This window comes from Chthonomonas calidirosea T49, from assembly GCF_000427095.1.
In the GTDB taxonomy this organism is placed as follows: domain Bacteria; phylum Armatimonadota; class Chthonomonadetes; order Chthonomonadales; family Chthonomonadaceae; genus Chthonomonas; species Chthonomonas calidirosea.
The window spans coordinates 1,908,120-1,929,449 of sequence record NC_021487.1; the positions used below are offsets into that span (position 1 = coordinate 1,908,120).

Annotated in this window: 16 protein-coding genes; 9 read left to right on the top strand and 7 right to left on the bottom strand. The window is 55.4% G+C overall.

Going from position 1 to position 21,330, the window contains the following annotated elements; genetic code table 11:
• Window positions 1-11 precede the first annotated feature (11 nt).
• From CCALI_RS07910 to CCALI_RS16355, 4 genes are all read right to left on the bottom strand, one after another.
• Window positions 12-1,223 carry an SAM-dependent methyltransferase gene (locus CCALI_RS07910; protein WP_016482957.1) on the bottom strand — a complete coding sequence of 404 codons (1,212 nt, stop codon included), beginning with the start codon at window positions 1,221-1,223 and terminating at the stop codon, window positions 12-14.
• 169 nt (window positions 1,224-1,392) lie between these two features.
• A complete protein-coding gene (locus tag CCALI_RS07915; RefSeq protein WP_016482958.1) occupies window positions 1,393-2,553 on the bottom strand; it encodes an RNA-guided endonuclease InsQ/TnpB family protein in 1,161 nt (386 codons plus the stop codon).
• Entirely contained in the window at window positions 2,550-2,963 is a 414-nt protein-coding gene (tnpA, locus tag CCALI_RS07920) for an IS200/IS605 family transposase (RefSeq protein ID WP_044950101.1), read from the bottom strand. The genes CCALI_RS07915 and tnpA overlap by 4 nt, the downstream gene beginning before the upstream one ends.
• Window positions 2,932-3,129, bottom strand: coding sequence for a hypothetical protein (locus CCALI_RS16355; protein ID WP_016482959.1), 198 nt, complete (start codon window positions 3,127-3,129; stop codon window positions 2,932-2,934). Before CCALI_RS16355 ends, tnpA begins: the two co-directional genes overlap by 32 nt.
• A 211-nt stretch (window positions 3,130-3,340) precedes the next feature.
• On the opposite strand from CCALI_RS16355, the gene CCALI_RS07925 reads away from it, so the two are divergent.
• From CCALI_RS07925 to CCALI_RS07950, 6 genes are all read left to right on the top strand, one after another.
• Window positions 3,341-5,557: a glycoside hydrolase family 95-like protein gene (locus CCALI_RS07925; RefSeq protein ID WP_016482960.1), complete on the top strand. Its 2,217-nt coding sequence runs from the start codon at window positions 3,341-3,343 to the stop codon at window positions 5,555-5,557.
• Window positions 5,558-5,760: 203 nt separating this feature from the next.
• Complete coding sequence (locus CCALI_RS07930) at window positions 5,761-6,291, top strand: carboxypeptidase-like regulatory domain-containing protein (RefSeq protein WP_016482961.1); 531 nt, start codon at window positions 5,761-5,763, stop codon at window positions 6,289-6,291.
• A gap of 263 nt (window positions 6,292-6,554) precedes the next feature.
• Complete coding sequence (locus CCALI_RS07935; RefSeq protein ID WP_016482962.1) at window positions 6,555-9,068, top strand: DUF5060 domain-containing protein; 2,514 nt, start codon at window positions 6,555-6,557, stop codon at window positions 9,066-9,068.
• A gap of 76 nt (window positions 9,069-9,144) precedes the next feature.
• Entirely contained in the window at window positions 9,145-10,821 is a 1,677-nt protein-coding gene (locus CCALI_RS15140; protein WP_016482963.1) for a serine/threonine protein kinase, read from the top strand.
• Window positions 10,822-11,101: 280 nt separating this feature from the next.
• Window positions 11,102-13,180 carry a squalene--hopene cyclase gene (shc, locus tag CCALI_RS07945; RefSeq protein WP_016482964.1) on the top strand — a complete coding sequence of 693 codons (2,079 nt, stop codon included), beginning with the start codon at window positions 11,102-11,104 and terminating at the stop codon, window positions 13,178-13,180.
• Window positions 13,181-13,286: 106 nt separating this feature from the next.
• Window positions 13,287-14,243 (top strand): aldo/keto reductase family protein, encoded by a 957-nt coding sequence (locus CCALI_RS07950; protein ID WP_016482965.1) that lies wholly within the window; start codon window positions 13,287-13,289, stop codon window positions 14,241-14,243.
• Window positions 14,244-14,299: 56 nt separating this feature from the next.
• Here the strand turns inward: CCALI_RS07950 and CCALI_RS07955 are convergent, their stop codons facing one another.
• Together CCALI_RS07955 and CCALI_RS07960 are read right to left on the bottom strand one after the other, a co-directional pair.
• Complete coding sequence (locus tag CCALI_RS07955) at window positions 14,300-15,550, bottom strand: cellulase family glycosylhydrolase (protein WP_016482966.1); 1,251 nt, start codon at window positions 15,548-15,550, stop codon at window positions 14,300-14,302.
• The gene (locus CCALI_RS07960; RefSeq protein ID WP_016482967.1) at window positions 15,547-16,335 is read right to left on the bottom strand and encodes an SDR family oxidoreductase; all 789 of its coding nucleotides are present in this window, start codon (window positions 16,333-16,335) and stop codon (window positions 15,547-15,549) included. The genes CCALI_RS07955 and CCALI_RS07960 overlap by 4 nt, the downstream gene beginning before the upstream one ends.
• Window positions 16,336-16,487: 152 nt before the next feature.
• Here CCALI_RS07960 and CCALI_RS07965 point away from each other — a divergent pair, with 152 nt between their 5' ends.
• The 3 genes from CCALI_RS07965 to CCALI_RS07970 all read left to right on the top strand — a co-directional run bounded on the left by CCALI_RS07965 (window position 16,488) and on the right by CCALI_RS07970 (window position 18,894).
• Window positions 16,488-17,456: an alpha/beta hydrolase gene (locus CCALI_RS07965; RefSeq protein ID WP_016482968.1), complete on the top strand. Its 969-nt coding sequence runs from the start codon at window positions 16,488-16,490 to the stop codon at window positions 17,454-17,456.
• Window positions 17,457-17,538: 82 nt separating this feature from the next.
• Window positions 17,539-18,186: a hypothetical protein gene (locus CCALI_RS16360; RefSeq protein ID WP_016482969.1), complete on the top strand. Its 648-nt coding sequence runs from the start codon at window positions 17,539-17,541 to the stop codon at window positions 18,184-18,186.
• Window positions 18,187-18,249: 63 nt separating this feature from the next.
• The gene (locus CCALI_RS07970; protein ID WP_016482970.1) at window positions 18,250-18,894 is read left to right on the top strand and encodes a hypothetical protein; all 645 of its coding nucleotides are present in this window, start codon (window positions 18,250-18,252) and stop codon (window positions 18,892-18,894) included.
• A gap of 141 nt (window positions 18,895-19,035) precedes the next feature.
• Here CCALI_RS07970 and CCALI_RS07975 read toward each other — a convergent pair whose 3' ends face one another.
• Window positions 19,036-21,231, bottom strand: a complete 2,196-nt coding sequence (locus CCALI_RS07975; RefSeq protein WP_016482971.1) for a glutaminase family protein — start codon at window positions 21,229-21,231, stop codon at window positions 19,036-19,038.
• Window positions 21,232-21,330 lie beyond the last annotated feature (99 nt).

A 21,330-nucleotide genomic window follows, 5' to 3' on the forward strand; every position in this document is an offset into this window, starting at 1 on the left:
GATCTTTCTCCTTAAGGGCAGATATCGGCGCGGGTAAGCGGCAGTGAATCAACGACCTCCTTGCTAACCAGAGTTTGATGCACACCATGCGTCCCCACTCGAAAGGCGGCCGAGGCCCCACGCAAATAGAGCCGCCACATTCGAACAAAGCGCTCTCCGTACATCTCACGCACCTTCGCTACATTCTGCTCGAAACGCTCAGACCACCTATCCAGAGTAAGCCGGTAGTGAGGTCGAAGGTTCTCCACATCCAATATGATAAACCCTTGTTCGGATAGGTGGCCCAACATTTCGGGCAGTGTAGGGATGTAACCACCTGGGAAGATATATTTCTGCTCCCAAGAGACCGTGTGCTGCGCATATTCGGGTGTTGGGGTGCGCAACGTGATGTGGTGCAGCAGCGCCACACCCTGCGGCGCAAGCAACTTGCGTACACAACGGACAAACTCTTTGAGATGAGGCTTCCCCACGTGCTCGATCATCCCTATGCTGATGATCTTATCGAAGATGACCCCCTCATCGGCAAGCTGTTGGTAATGTTGTAATCGCACCTGCACGCGATCCTCCAACCCCCGTGCCTTAATCGCATCTAGCGAAGCGTTGTACTGCTCTTGGCTCAGAGTGATGCCCATGGCGTAGACCCCATACTGTTCCGCGGCGCGCAGGATTAAAGCGCCCCAGCCCGAACCGATGTCGAGCAGCCTTTCGCCAGGTCGGAGCCGCAGCTTCTTCAGCGAGTAGTCCAGCTTGTTGCGCTGTGCTTCCTCAATGGTGTCGTCGGGTGTGCGGAAAAAGGCACAAGAGTAGGTCATAGTCTCATCGAGCCACAAACGGAAAAAGGCGTTTCCTAGGTCGTAGTGTGCGGCCACATCCTTTTGCTGCTGTTTGAGAGAGCGCCTTTTTCCACCTGTTACACGCCTAACAAAGCGGAACATTCCCATCGAACGCCACGAGGACTCTAGCGCGATATTGCGCAGCGCCAGCGCCACTAGGTCGGCGAGATCGCCCTCTACCTCGATATCACCGTTCATGTAGGCCTCTCCGAAAGCAAGGGCAATGTTCTCGATAAAGGCTCCGATATCTACCGGCTTCAACAACTTCACAGTAAAAACCGGCTCCCCCTCATCTCCATAGCAGCCCGATGAACCGTCCCAATAGACGACACGAAAGGGCTCGCCCTTAGCACGAGAGAAGAGGTCATGCAAAAGATGTTTTGCATTCATTGGCTTTCTCCTTAAAAGCACAAAAGCCCTCAGCGCACGAGACGTTTTATCTCTTCCATCGTGTGCTAGCGGCTTCCACAACCTCGAACCTCGTTAAGATAGCGCCAGCAAGAGCGCTATCTACTTTCATTGTGAAGCTCCCAACCCACAAGGGGTGGGGGTTCCAAGTTCAGCGGGAACTGCTGACTTTCGCCAGTCTGACGTTCCCTCCCTTGTCGTTTTGACTCTCCGGGCTTCCCACGGCGAGTATTCTCATGCCCTCAAGGAGCAGATTGATGGCGGCGTTGGGGTCACGGTCGTGGATCACGCCACAGCCCCCACACGTCCATTGCCTGTCCGAGAGTTCGAGATGCTGACGATGGTTACACGGGTGGCACGTTTGGGAGGATGGGAAGAACCTATCCACCTTGACGATACGACAGCGATTCCATTCGGCTTTATAGACCAGCATCCGAACAAACGCCCCCAGGGACGCATCGGTGAAACTCTTTGCCAGTTTGGTTTTCACTAAGCCTTTGAGGTTCCAATCTTCGATGCAGAGGGTGTCGTAGCGGCTGATGAGTTTTGACGAAATCTTGTGAAGCCAGTCGTTACGCTGGTTTCTCACTCTGGCATGGTATACAGCCAGAACCTTCTTGCGCTTGCAACGTCTGCGGCTGGTCTTCTGGCTTCTGGAAACAGCACGTTGCAGGCGTTTGAGTTTGCGCTCTGCCTTGCGGTAGAACTTCGGAGGCTTAACCTTCTCCCCGTTGTCCAGGGTGAAGAAAGACTCCAGACCGACATCTATCCCGACAGGAGCATCCCACACGGGTTCCACATCAGGCAGTTCGATGTGGCTGATGAAGCAGACATACCAGTGTCCGTTCGGCTCCTGCTTGATGGTCGCGGATTTAATAGTTCCTTGCATCTCGCGGTGCAGACGGGCTTTCACCAGTCCCACTTTGGGGATGGATACCCTTCCGTCCACGATGGTCACGTTCTGCGGAATACGGAAAGCGTTCGGAGTCCGCTTCCTGCTCTTGAACCGGGGAAACTTTGTCCGCTTCGCGAAGAAGGAGACGAACGCTTTGTCCAAATCCATCAAAGTCTGCTGCAACGCCTGGGAGTGGCACTCTTTGAGGAACGCGGTTTCAGGCTGTTTCTTGAGAGCCACCAGTTCGGACGCCAGGGCGTTGTAGCCGAGGGTCTTCCCCGTCTCTTTGTAGACCGCTTGCTTTCGTGCCAAGGCCCAATTCCAAACAAAGCGACGGCAACCTGCAAAGCGCAGGAACTCTTGCTCCTGTTCGCGGGTCGGGTCGAGTCGGAACTTGTAGGTCTTGGTGGTAATCATGCAGGTTTGGACCTCTGATCCTCGATAGACATGGCGATGGTCTTGGCAGACACAGTTCCAGCGGAACCATAGTAACAGCCATCCGACCACAGACCGCTTCCCCAAAAACGTTTCTGCTTCAAGGTGGGAAAGGTCTTGAAGAGTGAGACAGCCAGGATGCTTTTCAGTGTTTTGGCGATGGTGACGGGAGCCGTTGTTGGCGGAGCCGATACAAACAGGTGAACGTGATCGGGCATCACCTCCAGAGCCAACTGCTCCCACCCATAGCGTTCACACAAAATCGGCATCTGCTCTTTGATGTGGTCTTCTATAGCCCCCGTCAGGACTTTGTTGCGATACTTAGTGACGAAGACGATGTGATAGTTGAGAGTATAGACGCTATGCGCTGTGGTCTTGGTCGGTGTCTGTATCCTCGTCCTTCGGCATGGGATAGGTGTGGACGATAGTCTCACGGATGAGGTCGGCATACGTCACATCCTGGTCACGCTTGAAAGACTCGTAACGGGCAACCCGTTTTAGGTTCTCAATCACCTGTTTGTCCAGTCGGATGCTGACAGGTTGAGTGTCGGTAGGCATGGTACGCTTCTTCGTTGGGTAGTTTGTTACTACATTCTACTGCATGGAAGCGGAAAATACCTGCCGACTTTGTGCGTTTTTGCGGAAGTTTTTTACACTGGAAGGGGAACACGGCTCTCATCCTCCCGCTAAAAGCCTCTACTCTAGAAAAACTGCCCCGAAATTCCGATAGCATTAACAGGGCTTATTCCCAACAGAGAGGCCATCTATCATGTCGTCAAACCGGTTCGTCACAGCCACACGTCCCGTCACCTATCCCCTCTTATCGGAGGGTGCCGTGGCCTTCAACGGCTCGACCATCAGTGTAGACCACAGCTCCTATATGGCGCAGCACGACCTCGTGTATCACATGATGCCAACGTTAAGCGCTTTGGCCATGCCTCTTGGTGACGGCGATCTCGGCGCCATGGTGTGGTGCCCGGAAAAGCTCACCGTTCAACTCCAAAAAGCCGATCTATGGGACGATCCGTTGCCCTTTTTAGAGCCTTCCACTCCCCTTGAACCAGGCGAGCCTATCGCAACTAATGCAGAATCGTGGAGAATGCTCTCTGCAGGCCAACTAGCCATAGATTGCACCCCTTCGCTTTTCGCCGAGCCGGTTCGCTATGAACAGCGCCTCTCTCCCTACTCGGCGACGCTCCATATCACGTCCGACTCGCCGGCCGGCTCCTGCCAGGTCACCGCATTCGTGGCCGCAAACACCGGAGTGCTCGTACTGCGGTACCAGGATCAGAGCCTACGTAACGTGCAACGGCGCATAGAGGTCTCCTTGTGGCGTCAGGCCCATCTGTTCGCACTAGGAGAGACGATAGGCATTCTTCAAGCACTGGCAGATAGGCGCTATGCCCTTATGGCACGCGTACAAGGGCGCGAGGTGAAAGCGGGGATGCGCGACTCGCATCACGTCTATCTTGAAATCGCTCCAAGCCGCTCGTGCGATTTCACTCTCTACGTGGCGGTGGCAACCGTTCCGCGCAACGGCGACCCTGTGAGCGCAGCGCGCGCCCAGCTGCAGTCGGCCATGGCCAAAGGCTACGACACACTGCTGCGAGAGCATCGCCAACACTGGGCCGCCTTCTGGCAAAAGTCTTTTCTCCGCCTAGATGGAGGCGAATACGACCCCTTCGCCGCCTATCTGGAGAACTTATGGTATTTGAACCTCTACTATCTGGCCGCCTGTGCGCGCAGCGCCGATGCGCCGCTGCCCAACGGCGCGCTTTGGCTTAGCCAACAGGATAAGCGCCCACACCCCGCTCTCTACAGCGGCACAGCCCTGCGCACTCTGTTGGCGCCACTGCCTGTGGCCAATCATCCCGAAATCGGCGTGCCCATTGTGGAGACCTACCACCGCCTCTTGCCGACCATGGCGGCCAAAACGAGCCGCGACATGGGGCTAGGCGGCGCCTATTTTCCGGAACGTTTCAATCGCTTGGGGCAAAGTTTCGATGCCTCTTGCACTACCCATAACAACGGCCTCTACACAGCCCTGCTGTTATGGCAACTATGGCGCCACGCGCCCGATCCGTTTTTGCTGAAGGAGCGGGTCTACCCTCTGTTGCGTGCCTGTACGCAGTTCACCCTGGAGCAGCGTGAAGCGATGAGAAGCAACAACCCTCTCAGCGACGCCCAGGAGGACTTCCGAGAGCGCGCGGCGCTCTCACGAGCCCTACGCGCCCTGTTGTGGATGAGCACGACGCTCGACATCGGAGAAGAGGAAACACGTGCCCAGTGGCGCCGGGCGTTGCAGGAATTGGGTGGGGATATGCCTTTCGACCCCCTTCAAGACCTCTTACCCTTCTCGTGCCAAAACGCCGAGCAGCTCTCGCTGCAGCTACGTCAGTGGCTTCAAGAGAGGCATCAGACACCACAGGGTTGGCTTGCTCCGGAGATGCATGTGCCGCAATTGGACTACAGCGCTCAGCTGCTTCTGATCATTCAATCGTTACTCCTGCGGGAGGAATCGCTGCCTAGCCTAGCTCTCACGCGCTCCGACATTAACCCTATCGCCTGGGAAGAGGGTTTTGGCGGAGAAGTTCCCACCGCCATCCACCTGTTTCCGTCGCTGCCCTCTCACTGGAGTGCGGCCTTTACCCTAGCGGCACCGGGTGGTTTTCGCGTAAGTGCCGAGGTTTTAGAAGGCAAAGTACGGTATATCGCCGTTCGCAGCCTTGTTGGTGGTCTATGCCGATTGGTGAACCCTTGGGGAGCGGGCGCTACCGTTCGCATTCTGGACGGCCGGCAAACGCTGGCCGAGGTCTCCGGACCCATACTTGCGTTTGAAACCGTGGCCGGAGGCACCTACCTCATAGAGCGCAGCGACTTTCCTCTTTCTCGCGCGGTGCGCATTCGTTTTCATGGAAGACGAAACGAAGCTTGTAAGACCGTGGGGCGTCTTTTGCTCGGACTGCCAGCACTGCCAACCTCGTAAAGAGACCAGAATGTTGGCTGGAATTGTAGAATCGCACAAAAACGCTTGCCAAAAGCTTTGAAAGCGTGTATAATACAATTTGTAGGAAATCCCTCTCTCGATGAGTCTGCGCTCGTTCCCCCCTTCTACGAGTGTAGGTTTTGTTTCGCCAGCTTTTCCGGCCGGCAAAAAAACAAACAACATACCAAAAGGCAGGACTTCGTATGTTCAGAAGCGTTGCAAACTACTTACGATGGGTTATGCTTACCTCGGTGCTCGCGCTGCTCGTGCTTGTAGGGGCGCTTATTAGCGGTTGTGGCGGCGGTGGAGGTGGTGGTGTACCCGCAGGCAACGGCAGTGGCGGTGGCTCCTCATCGGGCTCTTCTGGCGGCCCACCGCCTGTAGGAAACCCTAACCTCGCCACCATCACCGGTCAGGTCACCGATATCGCCGGTAATCCGGTTGCCGGAGCCGCCATCAGCATTGTTGGAACCAACCTCACCGGCAGCAGTGCTTCCGATGGCTCCTTCACCATCTACAACGTTCCGCTCACGGCCACACAGTTCACGGTAACCCCGCCTAGCGGCTACTATAGCTTCGACGTGCGCTATCTGGGAAACGACTATAACCTCCAAAAACCGTGCCCCCTCCCCCTGCCAAATCCGCTACAGAAGGGTGCCGATCCGTTGCCCGGCCCTGTTCAGCTCTATCCAACGAGTGGGCCGCCACCAGCGCCCACCTATGGCTGTCCGTAAGCTACTGCTGACTTATTCTCACACGGTGCGCATTAGCCGCACCGTGTTTTTTTGTTCAGAGCCCTCCTTTCAACTTCAGTGCAGGCGAAACTCCTATCGGACCTACTTCAACGGGAGGTGTGTTTTTTGCCGCTGAGGAAAGCGCATGAGAGGTAGCTCTAAGCTCTCCGTAAAAATAGGCGAAACATTACCCCCTACTCTTGTATTCTATATATAGAGGCTGTACGACATATCCTACGAGATTTTGGAGAAAGGACTGCAGAATGGTTTTTCAGACGGTTAACCGATGGCTTGTTGCGCTGTTTGCCCTTGGTCTTTTCGCTTTTGGCGGAGGCCGTGCTGCCATCGCAGTGCAGAGTACCGTTTCCTCTCCCGATCAGCAGGCGTTTCATATCCAAGCACAAAGCGACTTCTACCAACTTGCTTGGAACGGCACAAGCGGCACACTTACCCAGATAGAGCCCTCCAGTGGACAGCGCACTGTGTATCTACTGACCCTCTTGCGCATAGATAGCGGCCCTGTAGGCTATGCACACTATCTGGTTTGGTTTCTGGCGCGTAGTCCCCAGAGTTTTGCCATTCTTTGGTGCTATCTTAACGATACGGGAAACGACTTCTACTGCTGGCTCTATCGCTATCCTGGCACCCAACTCAATGGCGTTCATTTTCGAGGGGACTATTCGATCCCTCCGCAAGTTCCTATACCAACCCCTCTATCCATGCCCACTCTGCAGCTTCCTGCTCCACCCATCTATACCGGCCCTAGCTTCACTTACCGCAACTGGACCACTCAAGGAGGAACCATCCCACGGCTGCCTCTTTGGACCGCCGACCACTCCAGCTTTGCACAACCCGTCGCTCAAACCGATCAAAAACCGGAACGCGTCCTCACCGATCTGCAAGTAACCCCGCTCCATCAGGTAAATGTGACCCCGAATAACGGCTGGCGGTCAGACGGATGGAGCGAACTGCACGCGCTTGCCTACGATTCGGCCAAGAATCCCTACTATCTGATCCTCTATTCCAACACCGCACACGGCTACGTGATTGACCTTAAAGAAGGACGCATCTATGTGGCCGATTTTGGTACCCCGGTGGTCTTTGCACCAGGAACCACCCTCTTCGGCGTTGCACAAAACGACTTCTCGCCCCCGCCGTCCCCGCGCGTTCCTGCCTATAGCCTACAGGAGATCACTCTGTATGCTTCCGGGCACTATACAAACCCCTATACGCAGGTGCGGTTTGAGGTGGAGTTTAGCCGCCCAGATGGACAGGTTGTTACCGTTCCTGGATTTTGGGACGGCGGACAGACCTGGCGCGTGCGCATTGCCCCAACGCTGATAGGCGATTGGCAGTGGAAAACGCTCTCGAACGACCCTGGCCTTAACGGCCAAGTAGGCCGCTTTACTTGCATTACGGAGGCCAGAGAGATTGACGGTTTTCTCATTGTAGATCCGGAAAACCCGCGCGAGTTCCGCTACGCCGGCGGCAGCCATTTTCTGCCTGTGCCCGTTTGGCTTTCACTGACATCCGGCGCCCCCACAGCGCCGGCACCTAACGCCGCGCCGAAAGCAGCGACAACGGCCTCGCTGTCTCCTAAGCCGGCGTCCTCTTTCGACGATCCGCCGCAGACGAATGCGGATGTGCTTACAACCCTACAAAAGCTGCATGACCTTGGTGTGAATCGCCTTATGGGCACTTGGATACTGGACGCAGGTTCGCAGGCACTGGTTAACGATAACCCAGATTCCATCAATCCAACCTTCTTTCAGATGCTCGATGCAAAGGTGCGCGCCTGCAATCTGCTTGGGATCGTGCCGGATATTGGGTTGAGCCGAGCCGATTCGCCTCTGCTTAAAACCATGAGCGCTGAACAGCTGCAGCGCTTCTGGAGCTATGTGGTGGCGCGGTACTCCGCCTATAACGTCTGCTGGAATCTGCTCGACGCCTCGTCTGGCTTTTCCAGCGACGTGCAAGCTCTCCTCCAAAACCTCATTGAGCTCACCCACAAGGTGGACATCGAACAGCACCCGATCACGGCCATCCTGCCCGGCATTACCTCTTTGCCCTCTGCCCCTCAATTTCTGGGCATGCCCTCAGATGAGAGCACATCCGAAGGCGCCATCTTTATCAGCTCGCCGGCGGGGATGCCCCTTTGGCCAACCAACACCAACGCGGACGAGCAAGAGCTTGCGATGGAACGGCTCGTGGCGGCGCAAACTCCCAGCGCACAGGTACACGACCTCGATATCATCACTATCAAAGGCGGCAACCTGCTATCGGTAGCCGCCGATCAGACGTACCGAAAGCCCATCGTCATTTGCGATCCCGTCTCTTCCACTGATGAGGCGCGCAGGCGGCTATGGGAAACACGCCTTTCTGGAGGCTATTGGGTGGCCGAGGGCGCACCTATTTTTGAGGGCACTCAGATATCGCCCATTATCGCTCAGAGCCTTGCTAGCGCTCATCTTTTCAACATGATCTCCTACTGGCTGCTACGCCCCCACGATGACCTGCTCTCCGCACCAGACGGCGGCCAGCTTCTCCCCGATATCCACGCGTTGGCCAATCCGGGCTGGTTTTATGTGGTCTACTTCCCGACCGGAGGTTCCGTGCAGCTCGACCTTCTTGAAGCGACCGGCCAGCTCGAAGCGGCTTGGTTTAACCCAAGAACCGATTCCATCGCCAACACGTTCCGCTTCAGCGGAGGACAAAAACGCGTTTTCCGCACCCCCGATTCACAGGACTGGGTGTTGCTGATACGCTACCCCAACTAAATTCCGTATTTTAGCAGGAAGTCGCACCTTAAACGGTGAAATGAGATCGTAATGGTTTTTCGGAGTTATACCACGCATGTCGGGTGAACAGGTCGCTTGGGAGCGGTTGAAGACCGGTGATATTCTTAACGAGCGTTACCGCATCTTACGCATATTGGGCAAAGGGGGTATGGGCACCGTCTATATGGCGGAGCACCTACACCTCAACACGCTTGTGGCCATTAAAGAAGTACGCCTGCCCAAGGCTAGCGACTCAGAGCAAGAGCCTAAGGAGCAAGAGGCCGTTCTGCATGAAGCGCAAGTTCTCGTGCAGCTTCATCACCCTAACCTGCCCAAAGTAACCGACGCCTTCATCGAAAACGATAAGTTCTACCTTGTTATGGAGTACATCGAGGGCGTTACTTTGGAGACGTTTCTACGAAACCAAGAACGTACCCACCTCGATGTGTCCAAAGTAGTGGCCTGGGGAATTCAGATAGCGGATGTGCTTGATTACCTACATCGTCAAGACCCTCCCATTATCTTTCGTGACCTCAAACCCTCCAACGTCATGCTGCGAGCCGACGGCAGCATCTGCCTCATTGACTTCGGCATCGCTCGCCGTTTTCAGCCGGGCGCTAGCCGCGACACCGCCCTGCTAGGGAGCGTGGGTTACTCGCCACCCGAACAGTTCGGTAAGCGTCAAACCGATATGCGCTCCGATATCTATGCGCTCGGAGCCACTCTCCATCACCTTCTGACAGGCCACGACCCGGCTTCACAACCCTTCAAATTTCCCCCCATGCGCAGCCTCAATCCAAAGGTGCCGGAAAGCCTCGAGAGGCTCGTTGCTGCCTGCCTTGCCCTAGAACCAGAAGCGCGCCCGCAAACCGCCCGTGAAGTAAAAGAGGCTCTTGAAAACATTCAAAAGGAGATAGTGCTCTCTGGCTCTCTATCGGGCTCCTATTCACCTAGCGGCAGTGTGGCAATTCCTTCCGCTTCTGCCGCTCTTACCTCAAGCCATCTGGAGTCCACCACCAAGAAATGGGCGCAGCTCGGCATCGTCGTTGGTGCTATCATCGTCATCGGGCTCGTCGGCGTGGTCATCGCCGTAACGCGCCAGCTCCATAAAGAGGCGAAACCCTCCGTTGTTGTCACCACCCAAGTGCCCTCGTCTCCCACCTTGCCGACACCAGACACGTCTCCTCCTAGCAACTCCACCACGACCCCCTTAACAACCGTGCCTGTTGAGCCAACAGCCCCACCACCACAACCGCTCATAGATACCTCTACGGTAACCCTTGCGCCCCAACCGGCTCTTCAAAAACCGAACAACCCCGTTTTGCCGATCACCGTTAGTGGGAGCATTGTGGGACATGCTGGGACAAACGCTATGATAGTCGTCTATTTCTATCGTGACGATAAAGCGCTCGTGCCTCTTCTCGCCGCAGACCCTACCAACAACTCTTACGCCACCACTAACGGGCAGCTCGGCATCGCGGCTCAGCTAACAGTAACCTCCGATCCCCAGCCCTTTACCTGGAACACCGCCGTTCCCCTCAAAGAGATCCCAATAGATGCAGTCTCTGCAGGACAGGTCTATGCACGTGCTGAAGTGCTCATCGGAGGACAACGCATCTGCATCTCGCCTATAGTCAACCTTATGCTCTACCTGCCCCCGCCTACTCCGGCCAACGGCAGCAATCCATCTAACTCGATTTCGGGAGGCATGTCTACCGCCAATCCTCTTTACGGCACTACAGGCCAGCCCTAATCTGCAAGCCCTACAGCGTCATCAAGTAGGAATTCTCACAAAATCGGTCGAAAAACTTGACAAAGGAACCGACTGAAGCATACAATAGTTTTGCAGCGTAGCCTATGTGCTGCCATTGGTTGGTTTTACTCGCGAAGGTATTCCGAACGACCGAATGTCACTTTCGCAGTCCCTCCCCGTCTACGAGGAAAAGTAAGAAGGGCCTCTTTCACAGAGATGGCGACGGGGCAGAATAAGGACAGTTAGTCTATTAACACTATACATTAGGGGTGGTGACTCTTTGAAAACACGACTGGATCACGCGGAAACCGAGTCTGTACAAGCGATCGTTCCTTCAGCTGCACGCACACACTCCGTTCTTAACGGCCATCTTACCTCCACCATCTCTCTAGAAGCGATCCGCCAAGCCCTTCGCGGCGCCATTCACTACCTGCGTGATCGCCAACAGCCCGACGGCCACTGGGTGGCGGAACTGGAAGGCGATACGATTTTGGAAAGCGAGTATATTCTCCTGTTGCAGTTTCTAGGTAAGAACGACCCTGAGAAGTTCCGTAAACTCGCCAACTATATCCGCAGCAAGCAGCATCCGGAGGGCTATTGGGCCATCTATCCCGGAGGGCCTCCCGAAGTCAGCGCATCGGTGAAGGCCTATTTCGCCTGCAAACTGGCTGGTTTCAGTGAAAGTGAACCGTTCATGATCCGCGCCCGCCGCGCCATCTTGTCGCTGGGCGGCGTAACACACTGCAACACCTTCACCAAGCTCTATCTCTCCATTTTTGGGCAGTACGACTGGTACGGCGTTCCCGTTATCCCTCCCGAACTCATTCTTATGCCGAAATGGTTTTACTTTAATATCTATGAGATGTCTTCGTGGTCACGAGCCATTCTTGTACCGCTATCCGTTATCAATGCGCTGCGTCCCTACCGCCCCATACCGGCTCACGCAACCATTGATGAGCTTTTTGTAGGCGGGAAAAGCCGCAAACGGATGCGGTTGCCCTGGGATAGTCGCCCCCTCACCTGGCGTAACGTCTTTTTGATCGTAGATAAGATTCTGAAACTCTACCATGCCAGCCCCATTAAGCCGTTCCGTAAGCTTGCGCTTCAACGCTGCTTGCAGTGGCTTTTGGAGCGCGAGGAAAACAGTGGTGGACTGGGTGCCATTTTCCCCGCGATGACCCACGCGATCATGGCCTACAAGTGTATGGGTCTACCCGATGACCACCCCGCTATCCAAAAAGAGCTAAAGGAGCTTGCCGCTTTTGAAATTGAAGAGGGCGATACCATCCGCCTGCAGCCTTGCGTTTCACCCGTTTGGGATACGGCCATTTCGCTGAACGCCCTGCTGGATAGCGGATATCCGCCAGAAAGCGAGGAGATTCGCAAAGCCGCCGAATGGCTGCTCAGTAAGCAGACTCGCAAAAAGGGCGACTGGGCTGTAAAAGTGCGAAATGTAGAGCCAGGTGGATGGTATTTTGAAAACGAGAACGAGTTCTACCCCGATGTGGACGATACCATCATGGTGTTGATGGCTCTCTATAAAACCTACTGCCATGATGGACGCCCCTGGACAGAGGCGCCTCCCGAGGTGCGGGAGGCGATGCGTAAAGGCCTCAATTGGGTGTTTGCTATGCAGAATCGGGATGGCGGATGGGCTAGCTTCGACAAAGACAACAATCGTATTCTTTTCCAATATGTGCCCTACGCCGATCATAACGCGATGCTAGACCCCTCCTCGGCCGACATCACCGCGCGCGTTCTGGAGATGTGCTCCTACTACGGCATCGGTAAAACCGACCCAAGGGTAAAACGCGCCATCGCCTATCTCTATAAAGAACAGGAGGAGGATGGCTCCTGGTTTGGTCGCTGGGGCGTGAACTACCTTTATGGCACGTGGCAGGTGTTGCGTGGTTTGTCGCGTATTGGAGAGGATATGCGCTCGGAACGCATCCAGCGCGCCGTTCGCTGGCTGCACTCCGTGCAGAACGAAGACGGCGGTTGGGGGGAAAGCTGCCAAAGCTACGAACCCGGTCACCCCAAAGCCACCGGCCCCTCCACGCCCTCCCAAACCGCTTGGGCTCTCATGGGGCTTTTTAACGCCGGCGACCTCTCAAGTTGTGCCGTCCAACGCGGTATCGAGTACCTTTTGAAAAACCAAACCGACGACGGCACCTGGTTGGAAGAGTGGTTTACCGGCACTGGTTTCCCGCGCGTCTTCTATCTGCGCTACCACTTCTATCGGCACTACTTCCCCCTCTGGGCGTTGGCTCAGTATCATCGGTTTGTAACGGGGGAGCCGGCCTATACTCCCGAACTTGCTCAACCCTCCACCGATCGCTTTGCTAACTTGGAGGTTTGAGGCCGCAGGAAACTTTGAAACATCGTGAAGCACCCTCTTCGTGCTCCACGAATAGAGCGCATTTGCGCTGTGCTTATCTCTTTTTAGAAAGGAGCAGGTTGTGACAATGCACTATCGCCGACTTGGCCACAGCGGGCTCATGGTCTCCGAAATCTGTTTAGGTAGCTGGCTCACCTATGGCAATGCTGTGGAAGACGAACGTGCGGAACGCTGCATTGATAAAGCCTACGAGCTTGGTATCAACTTTTTTGATACCGCCAACGTGTATGCGCGCGGTCGCAGCGAAGAGGTGGTTGGGCGCGCCCTGCGCAAATATCCGCGAGATACCTATGTGATCGCCACCAAAGTGTTCTTCCCTATGAGCGATGGCCCCATGCCCAATAACCAAGGCCTCTCTCGCAAGCACATTATGGAGCAGTGCCATGCGAGCCTTAAACGCCTCGGCGTGGACTATATTGACCTCTACCAGTGCCACCGCTACGACCCCAATACGCCTCTTGAGGAGACTTTACGCGCCCTTGATGACCTCATTACCCAAGGGAAAGTGCTCTACATCGGCTTTAGCCAGTGGAACGCCTACCAGATAGCGGACGCCGTGAAGTTTCAGGAGGCCCACAACATGGATCGCTTCATCTCCAGTCAACCCTACTACAACCTCTTGGGACGAGGAATCGAAAAAGATGTTATTCCGGTGTGCGAGCGGGAGGGCATTGGTCAAATCGTCTTTTCTCCTCTTGCACAGGGCGTGCTAACAGGGAAATACAAGCCGGGACAGCCGCCGCCTGAAGGCAGCCGTGCAGCCGACCCAAAGCAGAACATGTTCATGAACCAGGGACGGCTCGATGACAGCGTGTTAGAGAAGGTACAGCGACTAGAACCTATCGCAAGGCAGGCGGGGCTTACCATGGCGCAGTTGGCTTTGGCCTGGTGTCTGCGCCTTTCGAATGTCGCCAGCGTGATCATCGGCGCCTCACGCCCCGAACAGATAGAAGAGAACGCTGGAGCCGCAGGGGTAAAGCTCAGCCCTGACATTCTCAAGGCCATTGACGAGGCTTTGGCTTAGCCTATAGAGAAACCCTCTGTGGGCTAAGCCAAACTTTTAGCCTAGCAATAGTGCGATCAACGACCAACTCTTCCGTTGAACGGCCCTTCTTGTACGCTGGCTTTGGCTTGCGCCTCTGCTTGAGAGCACGCTGCCGCCATTTCGATCATAAAAGCGCGGTCGTTGTCGAAGGTCACATTCCAATCCGCATCTTGCGCCGCAAAATCAAAAACCCAAAACGCCGCCAGGGGAACGCCATACCGCGAAAAGACATCGAGAAACTCCTGAAATAGCACGCGCTGTTGGGCGGGCGTTCCCTCCTGGCGACTTACGCCAAACTCCTCGATAACAAGAGGTTTTCGGGTTTTTTGAGCGACCTGATTTGCCAACGCAACGACTTCACCGAGGTTCTTGGCGCCACCCGGATAGATGTTTTTTGAGTCACGATAGAGATGAATGCAGATGGTATTAAAGGGGTTGGGGTTATCGCGCCGGAGGATGGTCTCGAACTGCGCTGCTGTATCGAGTTGCCAAGTATGGTCGTGCAGATTATGATAGGCGGACGGGCGCGGAATAGCGTTGCCGGTCAGTAGAATACGCTGCGGGTCGTATAAGCGAACGGTATGAGCAAAGGTCTCCAATGCTACCTGAATGTCGCTCCAGTGCAGTTCATCTCGCGCAGAGCGGCTGGTGGGCGTGCCCAAGGTGGGTACAACGGGCGGCCGGTGTTCCGAGGCGTTTGGAAGGTCGGCCGTCAGATTGTATTCGTTGCCGAACTCCCAGCCCCAAATGGCCTCCGAACCCCGGTATCGGGTGACAACCTGCTTGGTGAACTGGTGTATGTAGGCGTTCGTTCGACTTTTTGGATCGCCATAGGCCTGCATCGGTTCGCCCATAAGGTCGGGCACGGTGGAGTAGTTCCAAAACAGAGAGGGAATAAGCCCTACGCCGCACCGCTCCGCCGCATCTACCACCCAATCGAGTCGGGCGAAGAACTCGGCCGGTTTTTTAAGGTAGAGGCTCTGCTCGGACGGCCAAAACCCTCCACACATAAAGCGTACAAAAGGAATGCCGTGCTGCGCTAAACGGCGCAGATTCGCGAGCGAAGAGCTATCGCTGGGGTTCCTCAACAGCCGATAGAACAGGTCGAAATAGTTGGCGCCAATGCCCCGATAGGGACGTCCAGCTCGCATCAGCGTTCCGCGCTCAACGTAGAGTCCCTTCGGCCTTGCCTTGGCGGTTTGAGAGGGAGGCGCCAACAGACCGGTTAGCGCTCCTCCGGCAACGATCTCCAGAAACCCGCGGCGATTCAGCCCATCCCGGCTCATAAGGCCACCGTCTGCCCCCCATCTACCAAAATGGTCTGCCCCGTAACATACGCGGCCGCATCGGACGCGAGGAAGGCCACCATATGGGCTAGCTCCTCAGGCCGCCCAAGTCTTCCTAGGGGTATGGCGGCCTCCATCTGCCGACGCGCCTCCTCCACCGAGATGCCGCGCTCGCGAGCGCGTCGTTCCAACAGAAGTTTGATACGATCGGTGTCGAAACTGCCCGGCCCCACGTTGTTCACGGTGATGCCATAGGGGGCTAGCTCTTGCGCCAGCGTTTTACATAGTCCTACCACGCCGGTGCGCAAGGTGTTCGAGAGCAAAAGCCCAGGTATGGGCTGACGTACCGAGGTGGACGTAATCACCACAATGCGGCCCCAACCTGCCTGTTGTAGATGCGGCAGGGCCTCTCGAATGAGGCGTACCGTAGACAGCAGCGTGCTTTCAATGGCGGTGTGCCACTCGGCCTCGCCCAAAGAGGCGAACGTTCCCGGCGGTGGCCCACCGCTGTTGGGCACTAGAATATGAAGGGCTTTAAAATGTTCCACGGTCTTCGACACCGCGTTAGCGATATCCTTCTCCTTTGTTACGTCGGCCACGAGCGGCAACGCTTCGGCGCCGGTCTCCTCCCGAATGCGACGGGCAGCAGCTTGAATAGCCTCCTCGGTTCGCGCGAAGAGAGCCACTTTGGCGCCTTCCCGCGCTAACTCCAGCGCACAAGCAAATCCTAGCCCCTTACTGGCGGCAGCCACTAGGGCCACGCGATCTTTAAGTCCTAACTCCACTCTCTTCACTCCATCCTCTGTTCTGAAAACTTATTTCGTCCCTCCACTTCTCTCTTCCTGCCGACCTCTATCTTTCGAGCCCCTCGCCTATAGACGGAAGGTAAGGGAAAAGTGTAGACTCTCTCTACACGATTCTAAAAAATGGAGCGATCATGAGGATGTTACGTGCTCTGCAGGGAGCGCTTCTGTTGCTAGCAATCACCACTACCACCTATGCCTACGCCATCTCCCCATCGGTTCCTACCTTCTCCGAGGCATGTCGCCTGGCCTGGTACCAATACGATAGCGATCTACCGCTCCACCCCACCCTAAAACCCCTCGACACCACTTCGACCGGTATTCGCTACCTGCTGACCTACGATAGCATTCACGATCAGCGCGTTACCGCCATTTTAGCGCTCCCCAAACAGGGTAAAGCTCCCTACCCGGCCGTCATCGTGATGCACGGTTCGGGAGGGAATAAAGATAGCTCCTATGTAAAGGCCAGTGCCGAAATGCTCAACGGTATCGGCTGTGCCGCTCTTTCTATAGATGCACAGTATTGCGGCGATCGAAAGCGCCCCGAACGCAGCGGCGATATCTTCCTGCCAAACTCCTACACAGCCCGCGATGCCTGGGTACAGACCGTGGTAGACCTGCGACGGGCCATAGATTACCTGCAGAGCCGCCCCGACATCGCCAAAAACCGCATCGGCTATCTTGGCTTCTCCATGGGCGCCATGCTTGGCAGCGTGTTAGGGGGCGTGGACAGTCGAGTAGCAGCCCTCTGTTTGGCCGTTCCGGGCGGAGGGTTCGTGCAGATCGCCGAACATATCGCCTCCTACCCCCTGCTGCGAGCTCACTGGCCGATCACCATCAACCCACAGGTGATGAAGGTCATTCAAAGCGTGTCCCAGATCACCGATCCCATCTACTATATTGGGCGCATTGCCCCACGGCCCATGCTCATCTTCACCGCCAAGTACGACGAGATCATTCCGCCGGCCGCCTCAAAAGCGCTCGTCACCGCTGCGCGCAACGATAAAAACCTACGCGTCATCGAGGTAAACTCCGGCCATATCCTTAATCCGGAGATCATTTTTACTATCCGCGACTGGTTTCAAAAACATCTTCTTCGTTAAACCACAAGCCTCAACCTTCCTTAATACCTTTGTCGCTCAAATCTGAATTTAGGTTTGACATGAGAGGCAAAAGGCTTTTGTTTTGGCATTTTCGCCTTCGCAAAACAAGATGTGCCTTTTGCTATCTCGCCGCTTGCTCATCGGCAGCAGTCAGACAATTAAAAATAGCTTGATAAAATCTTTATTGACATTGGAAGCAAACCATGTCATAATATTTGTAGGCTATTCGCATGGAACTCGCCTACAACAAAAAAGAAAAAGGAGATATCTATATGCAACGGGCTTATCGTGGGTCGTTGATCCCATTCTGCTCTGTCTTTGCGAGCTTGTGATCTTAGGTTCACATGCTTTTGCACAAACGGTCAAGACCAGCGGATTACCTATTCCGCCTACGGGCGTGGGACTTGGACAAACATACTCCATCACCGTTCGAGCCACAGCACCCACTGGACTTACTGTCATGAGCGTGACGATAAAATCTGTTCAACAAGATGAATCCACAGGTAACTGGCATCTAGGTGGCGCCTACACCTTCAATGGGAGTGGGTTAGGGCCGACTATCATCCATACCTTTTCAGTAGCCAATTATTCGTGCGTTGAAGTTTACTGGTCTGGAGAGGCACAGTGGTCGAATGGAACAGTTACTGCCTGGGTACCTCCTTTACAACCTTATGGTTCGGGTTATGGTCCCTATATAACCTATGATCCGAGCTGTGGCAATGTGCCCTAACGATAACTGAAGGAAACGATTGTTTTAAGCTGCTGCCCATTAAGGGCTCGCATGGAGACCAAAATGCAACTAAGAACTCTGTGGGTTCACCAGGGCACCGCCCTGCTAGCTCTGCTTCTGCAAGGCTCCCTTGTTCTCCAAAAGGCCGTTGCAGCCCAAATACCAAACCACGAAGATGAACCGCCCCCCGATCTCGTCGAAAAAATGAGTTCATGGCTCAGCAAACAGCGCTGTATTGATTGGAACGATCTGCAAGCCTTTGGAAAACTAACCGATGCCCAGGTGGATTTACTGTGGTATCAGCGGGTTAATGAAAACCTGCATGCAGACATCCCAGACTTACAAAAAGGGCGTGAACCCTCTCTACATCCCGTATGGAATCGATGGGCGTTGCGCCTGCTCGCTTCCCTCACTCCCCAACAACGCCAGCAAGCGAAGTCGCCTGCCGGCCTTTCCATCAATGGGCTTACACAAGAACAGCGAACGCTTTTCGAATTGGTCGCAAATACCGGTGTGGATGTCCATGCACTTCCTCAAAGCAAAGATAAGCGACCGGTACTCTACCTACAGGAAAATAGATGGCCTAATGGCGCTCTGCGATCCCTACAGTTACATACAGTAGATCTGGAACCCTACTGCCATGAAACATTTGTAACGCTACTGCTTAACAGCACCGCTCAAGGCGGCTATTCCGGCCCTGTGCACTGAGAGAGGCTCAAAGGGTATTGCCTTAAGCCTAGCCGAAATACCTGCATTTAGGTTTGACGCAAAAGGGTAGGGTGATGTCTGTAGGGGCGCATAGCCGGGCGCCCCTACTCTCTGTCAGCGATAGCGACCGGTTTTCGTTTTCTAGCGCTCCCCGACAGATGGCGAGGTTTGTGCCTCAGCCTCCTGAGCGCGCTGCGCCCATTTATGCCATAGGGTGGGATCGGCCAATAGCTTGATGGCGATGCCACCAACCACAGAGCGCGCTTGAAAACCCATCTGCTTTGCCGTGATCGTGTCGTACCAGTCGGTAAGCGGAACGCGATTCGGGGTGTTGTTCATAAACGCCTCGATGTGGCGCATAAACACATCGAAGTCGGCGCGGCTTTCCGCAAGGGTCGCCGTCCACACCTCCCAATCGAGTTTGGTGTAGGTAGCCCGATTGTCCAGTGGTAGACCGTAGGGGTTCATCTTGGTGAGATAGAAGGCCACCTCCTTGCGTGCGACGCTTTCAGGGAAAAGGTTGAGATGAAGAATTTTATCCCAAACCAAGTTATACTTTTGGCTCCAGGTGCCCGGCTTGTCAAAAGCAAGGCGATAATGGTCCCCGTCGTCGGCCATCTTCATCCACTGCTGCGCCATCGAATGCGCTAACTGCGCGTACTCTTGCGCTTGCTCTGTACGCCCTGTCATCTGACAAAGCTTTGCGAAGCAACCCAAGGCTACAATGGCCTTAATCGAAAGGTTGCAGTTATGAGCAAGATGACCGGCGAAGTCGTCGGTGCAGAGCTGGTTGGCTGGGTCAAGCCCGTTCTGCCTTAGATAGTTGGCCCACTTCTCCAGCTCCGGCCAGTAGCGTTCGGCAAAATGGGCGTTCCCATCAATGCTGGCCTCGGCCGCCATGAGGATAAGCAGATTGCCACTCTCCTCCACCGGCATCTGATCCACCTCGCTCTTCTCCCCTCCACCATACACCTGGCCATTGGCGAGCGGATAGGTGCCGAGGTCATGAGGAGCGAAAGGAAACTTCCAGCGCGGAGAGGCCGCATAGTCCATTACCGGCGTCAACAAAGCCTTGAGCAGGTTGGTGTTGAGGAGGAGGAACAGAGGTGCAGATGGATAGATAACATCCACCGTGCTAATGCAGCCGTTGCTGAAGTTCTCTTTCGGAAAGAGAAGGAGTTGACCCTCTGGGCCGGCAGCATAGCCGTGTGCCGCCAAACACTGCGGATAGGCCAACGTCATAAGGCGCTCATATGGCTGCCCTCCAACATGGCGCATATCTTCCATAAACTGCTGGTCAAAAAGACGACAGCGTTTTTCGAGCGCGGCGTAGTCGGCTAGCGCTGTAGGCAGCAGCTGAGATATCGTCGCCCCGTTACGACGCCAATAGGGGCGTAAACGCTGCCCCATCAATTCGATGCTGTAGCGCTCATCGTAGGCCAGAAGAAGCTGGTGCGTGACAGGCGAATCGGCAACAGGAAAGGTGGGGAACGTAACAGCCAGCACCGGCCAATGGTCATTGGCAGCCCGTGGCCATTGGGTGATAGGAGGCTGCTCGGAAAGCAGGCCGCCGGCCGCAAAAGCGCCTCGCGCCACCTGATCGCTCAGCAAGTGTACCTGCCCCTTTGATGCGGCCGCCAGATAAAAATAACCCCAGTCAATGCGTCGGTTATCGCCGGCGGCGCCAAGAATGGGCTGGGCCTCCGTGCCAAAACGTCCTACGGAGAGGCCTTTGAGGCTCTCTACCTGCCCCACCACAAGCTGATCGGGCGTGTTGACAGCCCATTCCGCCGAGCAGTCATAGTAGAGGCTGACCTCATGTTGCCTGTGATCGGTGGAGCGCACACGGAGGGTGAGATAGGTAAGAGGACGCGCGAGCACGTCGGGTTCATTTGGCAACAGGGGGTTGAAAAACTCCACTTCTAACTCCACACCGTTTGCGAGGAACCGATAGGTTGTGTGGGTGGGCGTAATGGTAAGGCCCTTCTGCTCCATTGGGGGGATTTCGGTGGGAAGATGCGCACCGCTGGGCAGCACCAACCCGACCTCTTGCGGCGTTTGAGGCAGGTTCGGCTGCGGGCCAGCCCACCGATAGACTTTGCCATCAATGCGAATAAGCCCACACATCGCGTTCACAGCGCCCGTCCAGTGGCGCGTCCAGTCGTCCGTTAAATGGTCGCTCATGCTCCAGACGCTGAAATAGGGGTCATGAACCACCAACGGCACAGCCGGCGGGCGATAGTGCGCCGTCTCTACGACCTGTGCGGCGACCGCGGCGCTTGGAAGCAGAAAAAGCAGCGGCAGCAGCGAATGCGCGAAATGGGTGAAAAAAGTCATCTCTTGTTGTTAAAACCTCCGACAGATTTAGTAGCCCTCACCCTCTTTCAGATGGAGAGGGAACGTATCTCCTGTTGTTGTGAAAAACCCCTGATAGAT

Coding starts and splice junctions, on each gene's coding strand:
- CCALI_RS07910 (WP_016482957.1), bottom strand. CDS start 1,223: ATGAATGCAAAACATCTTTTGCATGACCTCTTCTCTCGTGCTAAGGGC.
- CCALI_RS07915 (WP_016482958.1), bottom strand. CDS start 2,553: ATGATTACCACCAAGACCTACAAGTTCCGACTCGACCCGACCCGCGAA.
- CCALI_RS16355 (WP_016482959.1), bottom strand. CDS start 3,129: ATGCCTACCGACACTCAACCTGTCAGCATCCGACTGGACAAACAGGTG.
- CCALI_RS07925 (WP_016482960.1), top strand. CDS start 3,341: ATGTCGTCAAACCGGTTCGTCACAGCCACACGTCCCGTCACCTATCCC.
- CCALI_RS07930 (WP_016482961.1), top strand. CDS start 5,761: ATGTTCAGAAGCGTTGCAAACTACTTACGATGGGTTATGCTTACCTCG.
- CCALI_RS07935 (WP_016482962.1), top strand. CDS start 6,555: ATGGTTTTTCAGACGGTTAACCGATGGCTTGTTGCGCTGTTTGCCCTT.
- CCALI_RS15140 (WP_016482963.1), top strand. CDS start 9,145: ATGTCGGGTGAACAGGTCGCTTGGGAGCGGTTGAAGACCGGTGATATT.
- CCALI_RS07950 (WP_016482965.1), top strand. CDS start 13,287: ATGCACTATCGCCGACTTGGCCACAGCGGGCTCATGGTCTCCGAAATC.
- CCALI_RS07955 (WP_016482966.1), bottom strand. CDS start 15,550: ATGAGCCGGGATGGGCTGAATCGCCGCGGGTTTCTGGAGATCGTTGCC.
- CCALI_RS07965 (WP_016482968.1), top strand. CDS start 16,488: ATGAGGATGTTACGTGCTCTGCAGGGAGCGCTTCTGTTGCTAGCAATC.
- CCALI_RS07970 (WP_016482970.1), top strand. CDS start 18,250: ATGCAACTAAGAACTCTGTGGGTTCACCAGGGCACCGCCCTGCTAGCT.
- CCALI_RS07975 (WP_016482971.1), bottom strand. CDS start 21,231: ATGACTTTTTTCACCCATTTCGCGCATTCGCTGCTGCCGCTGCTTTTT.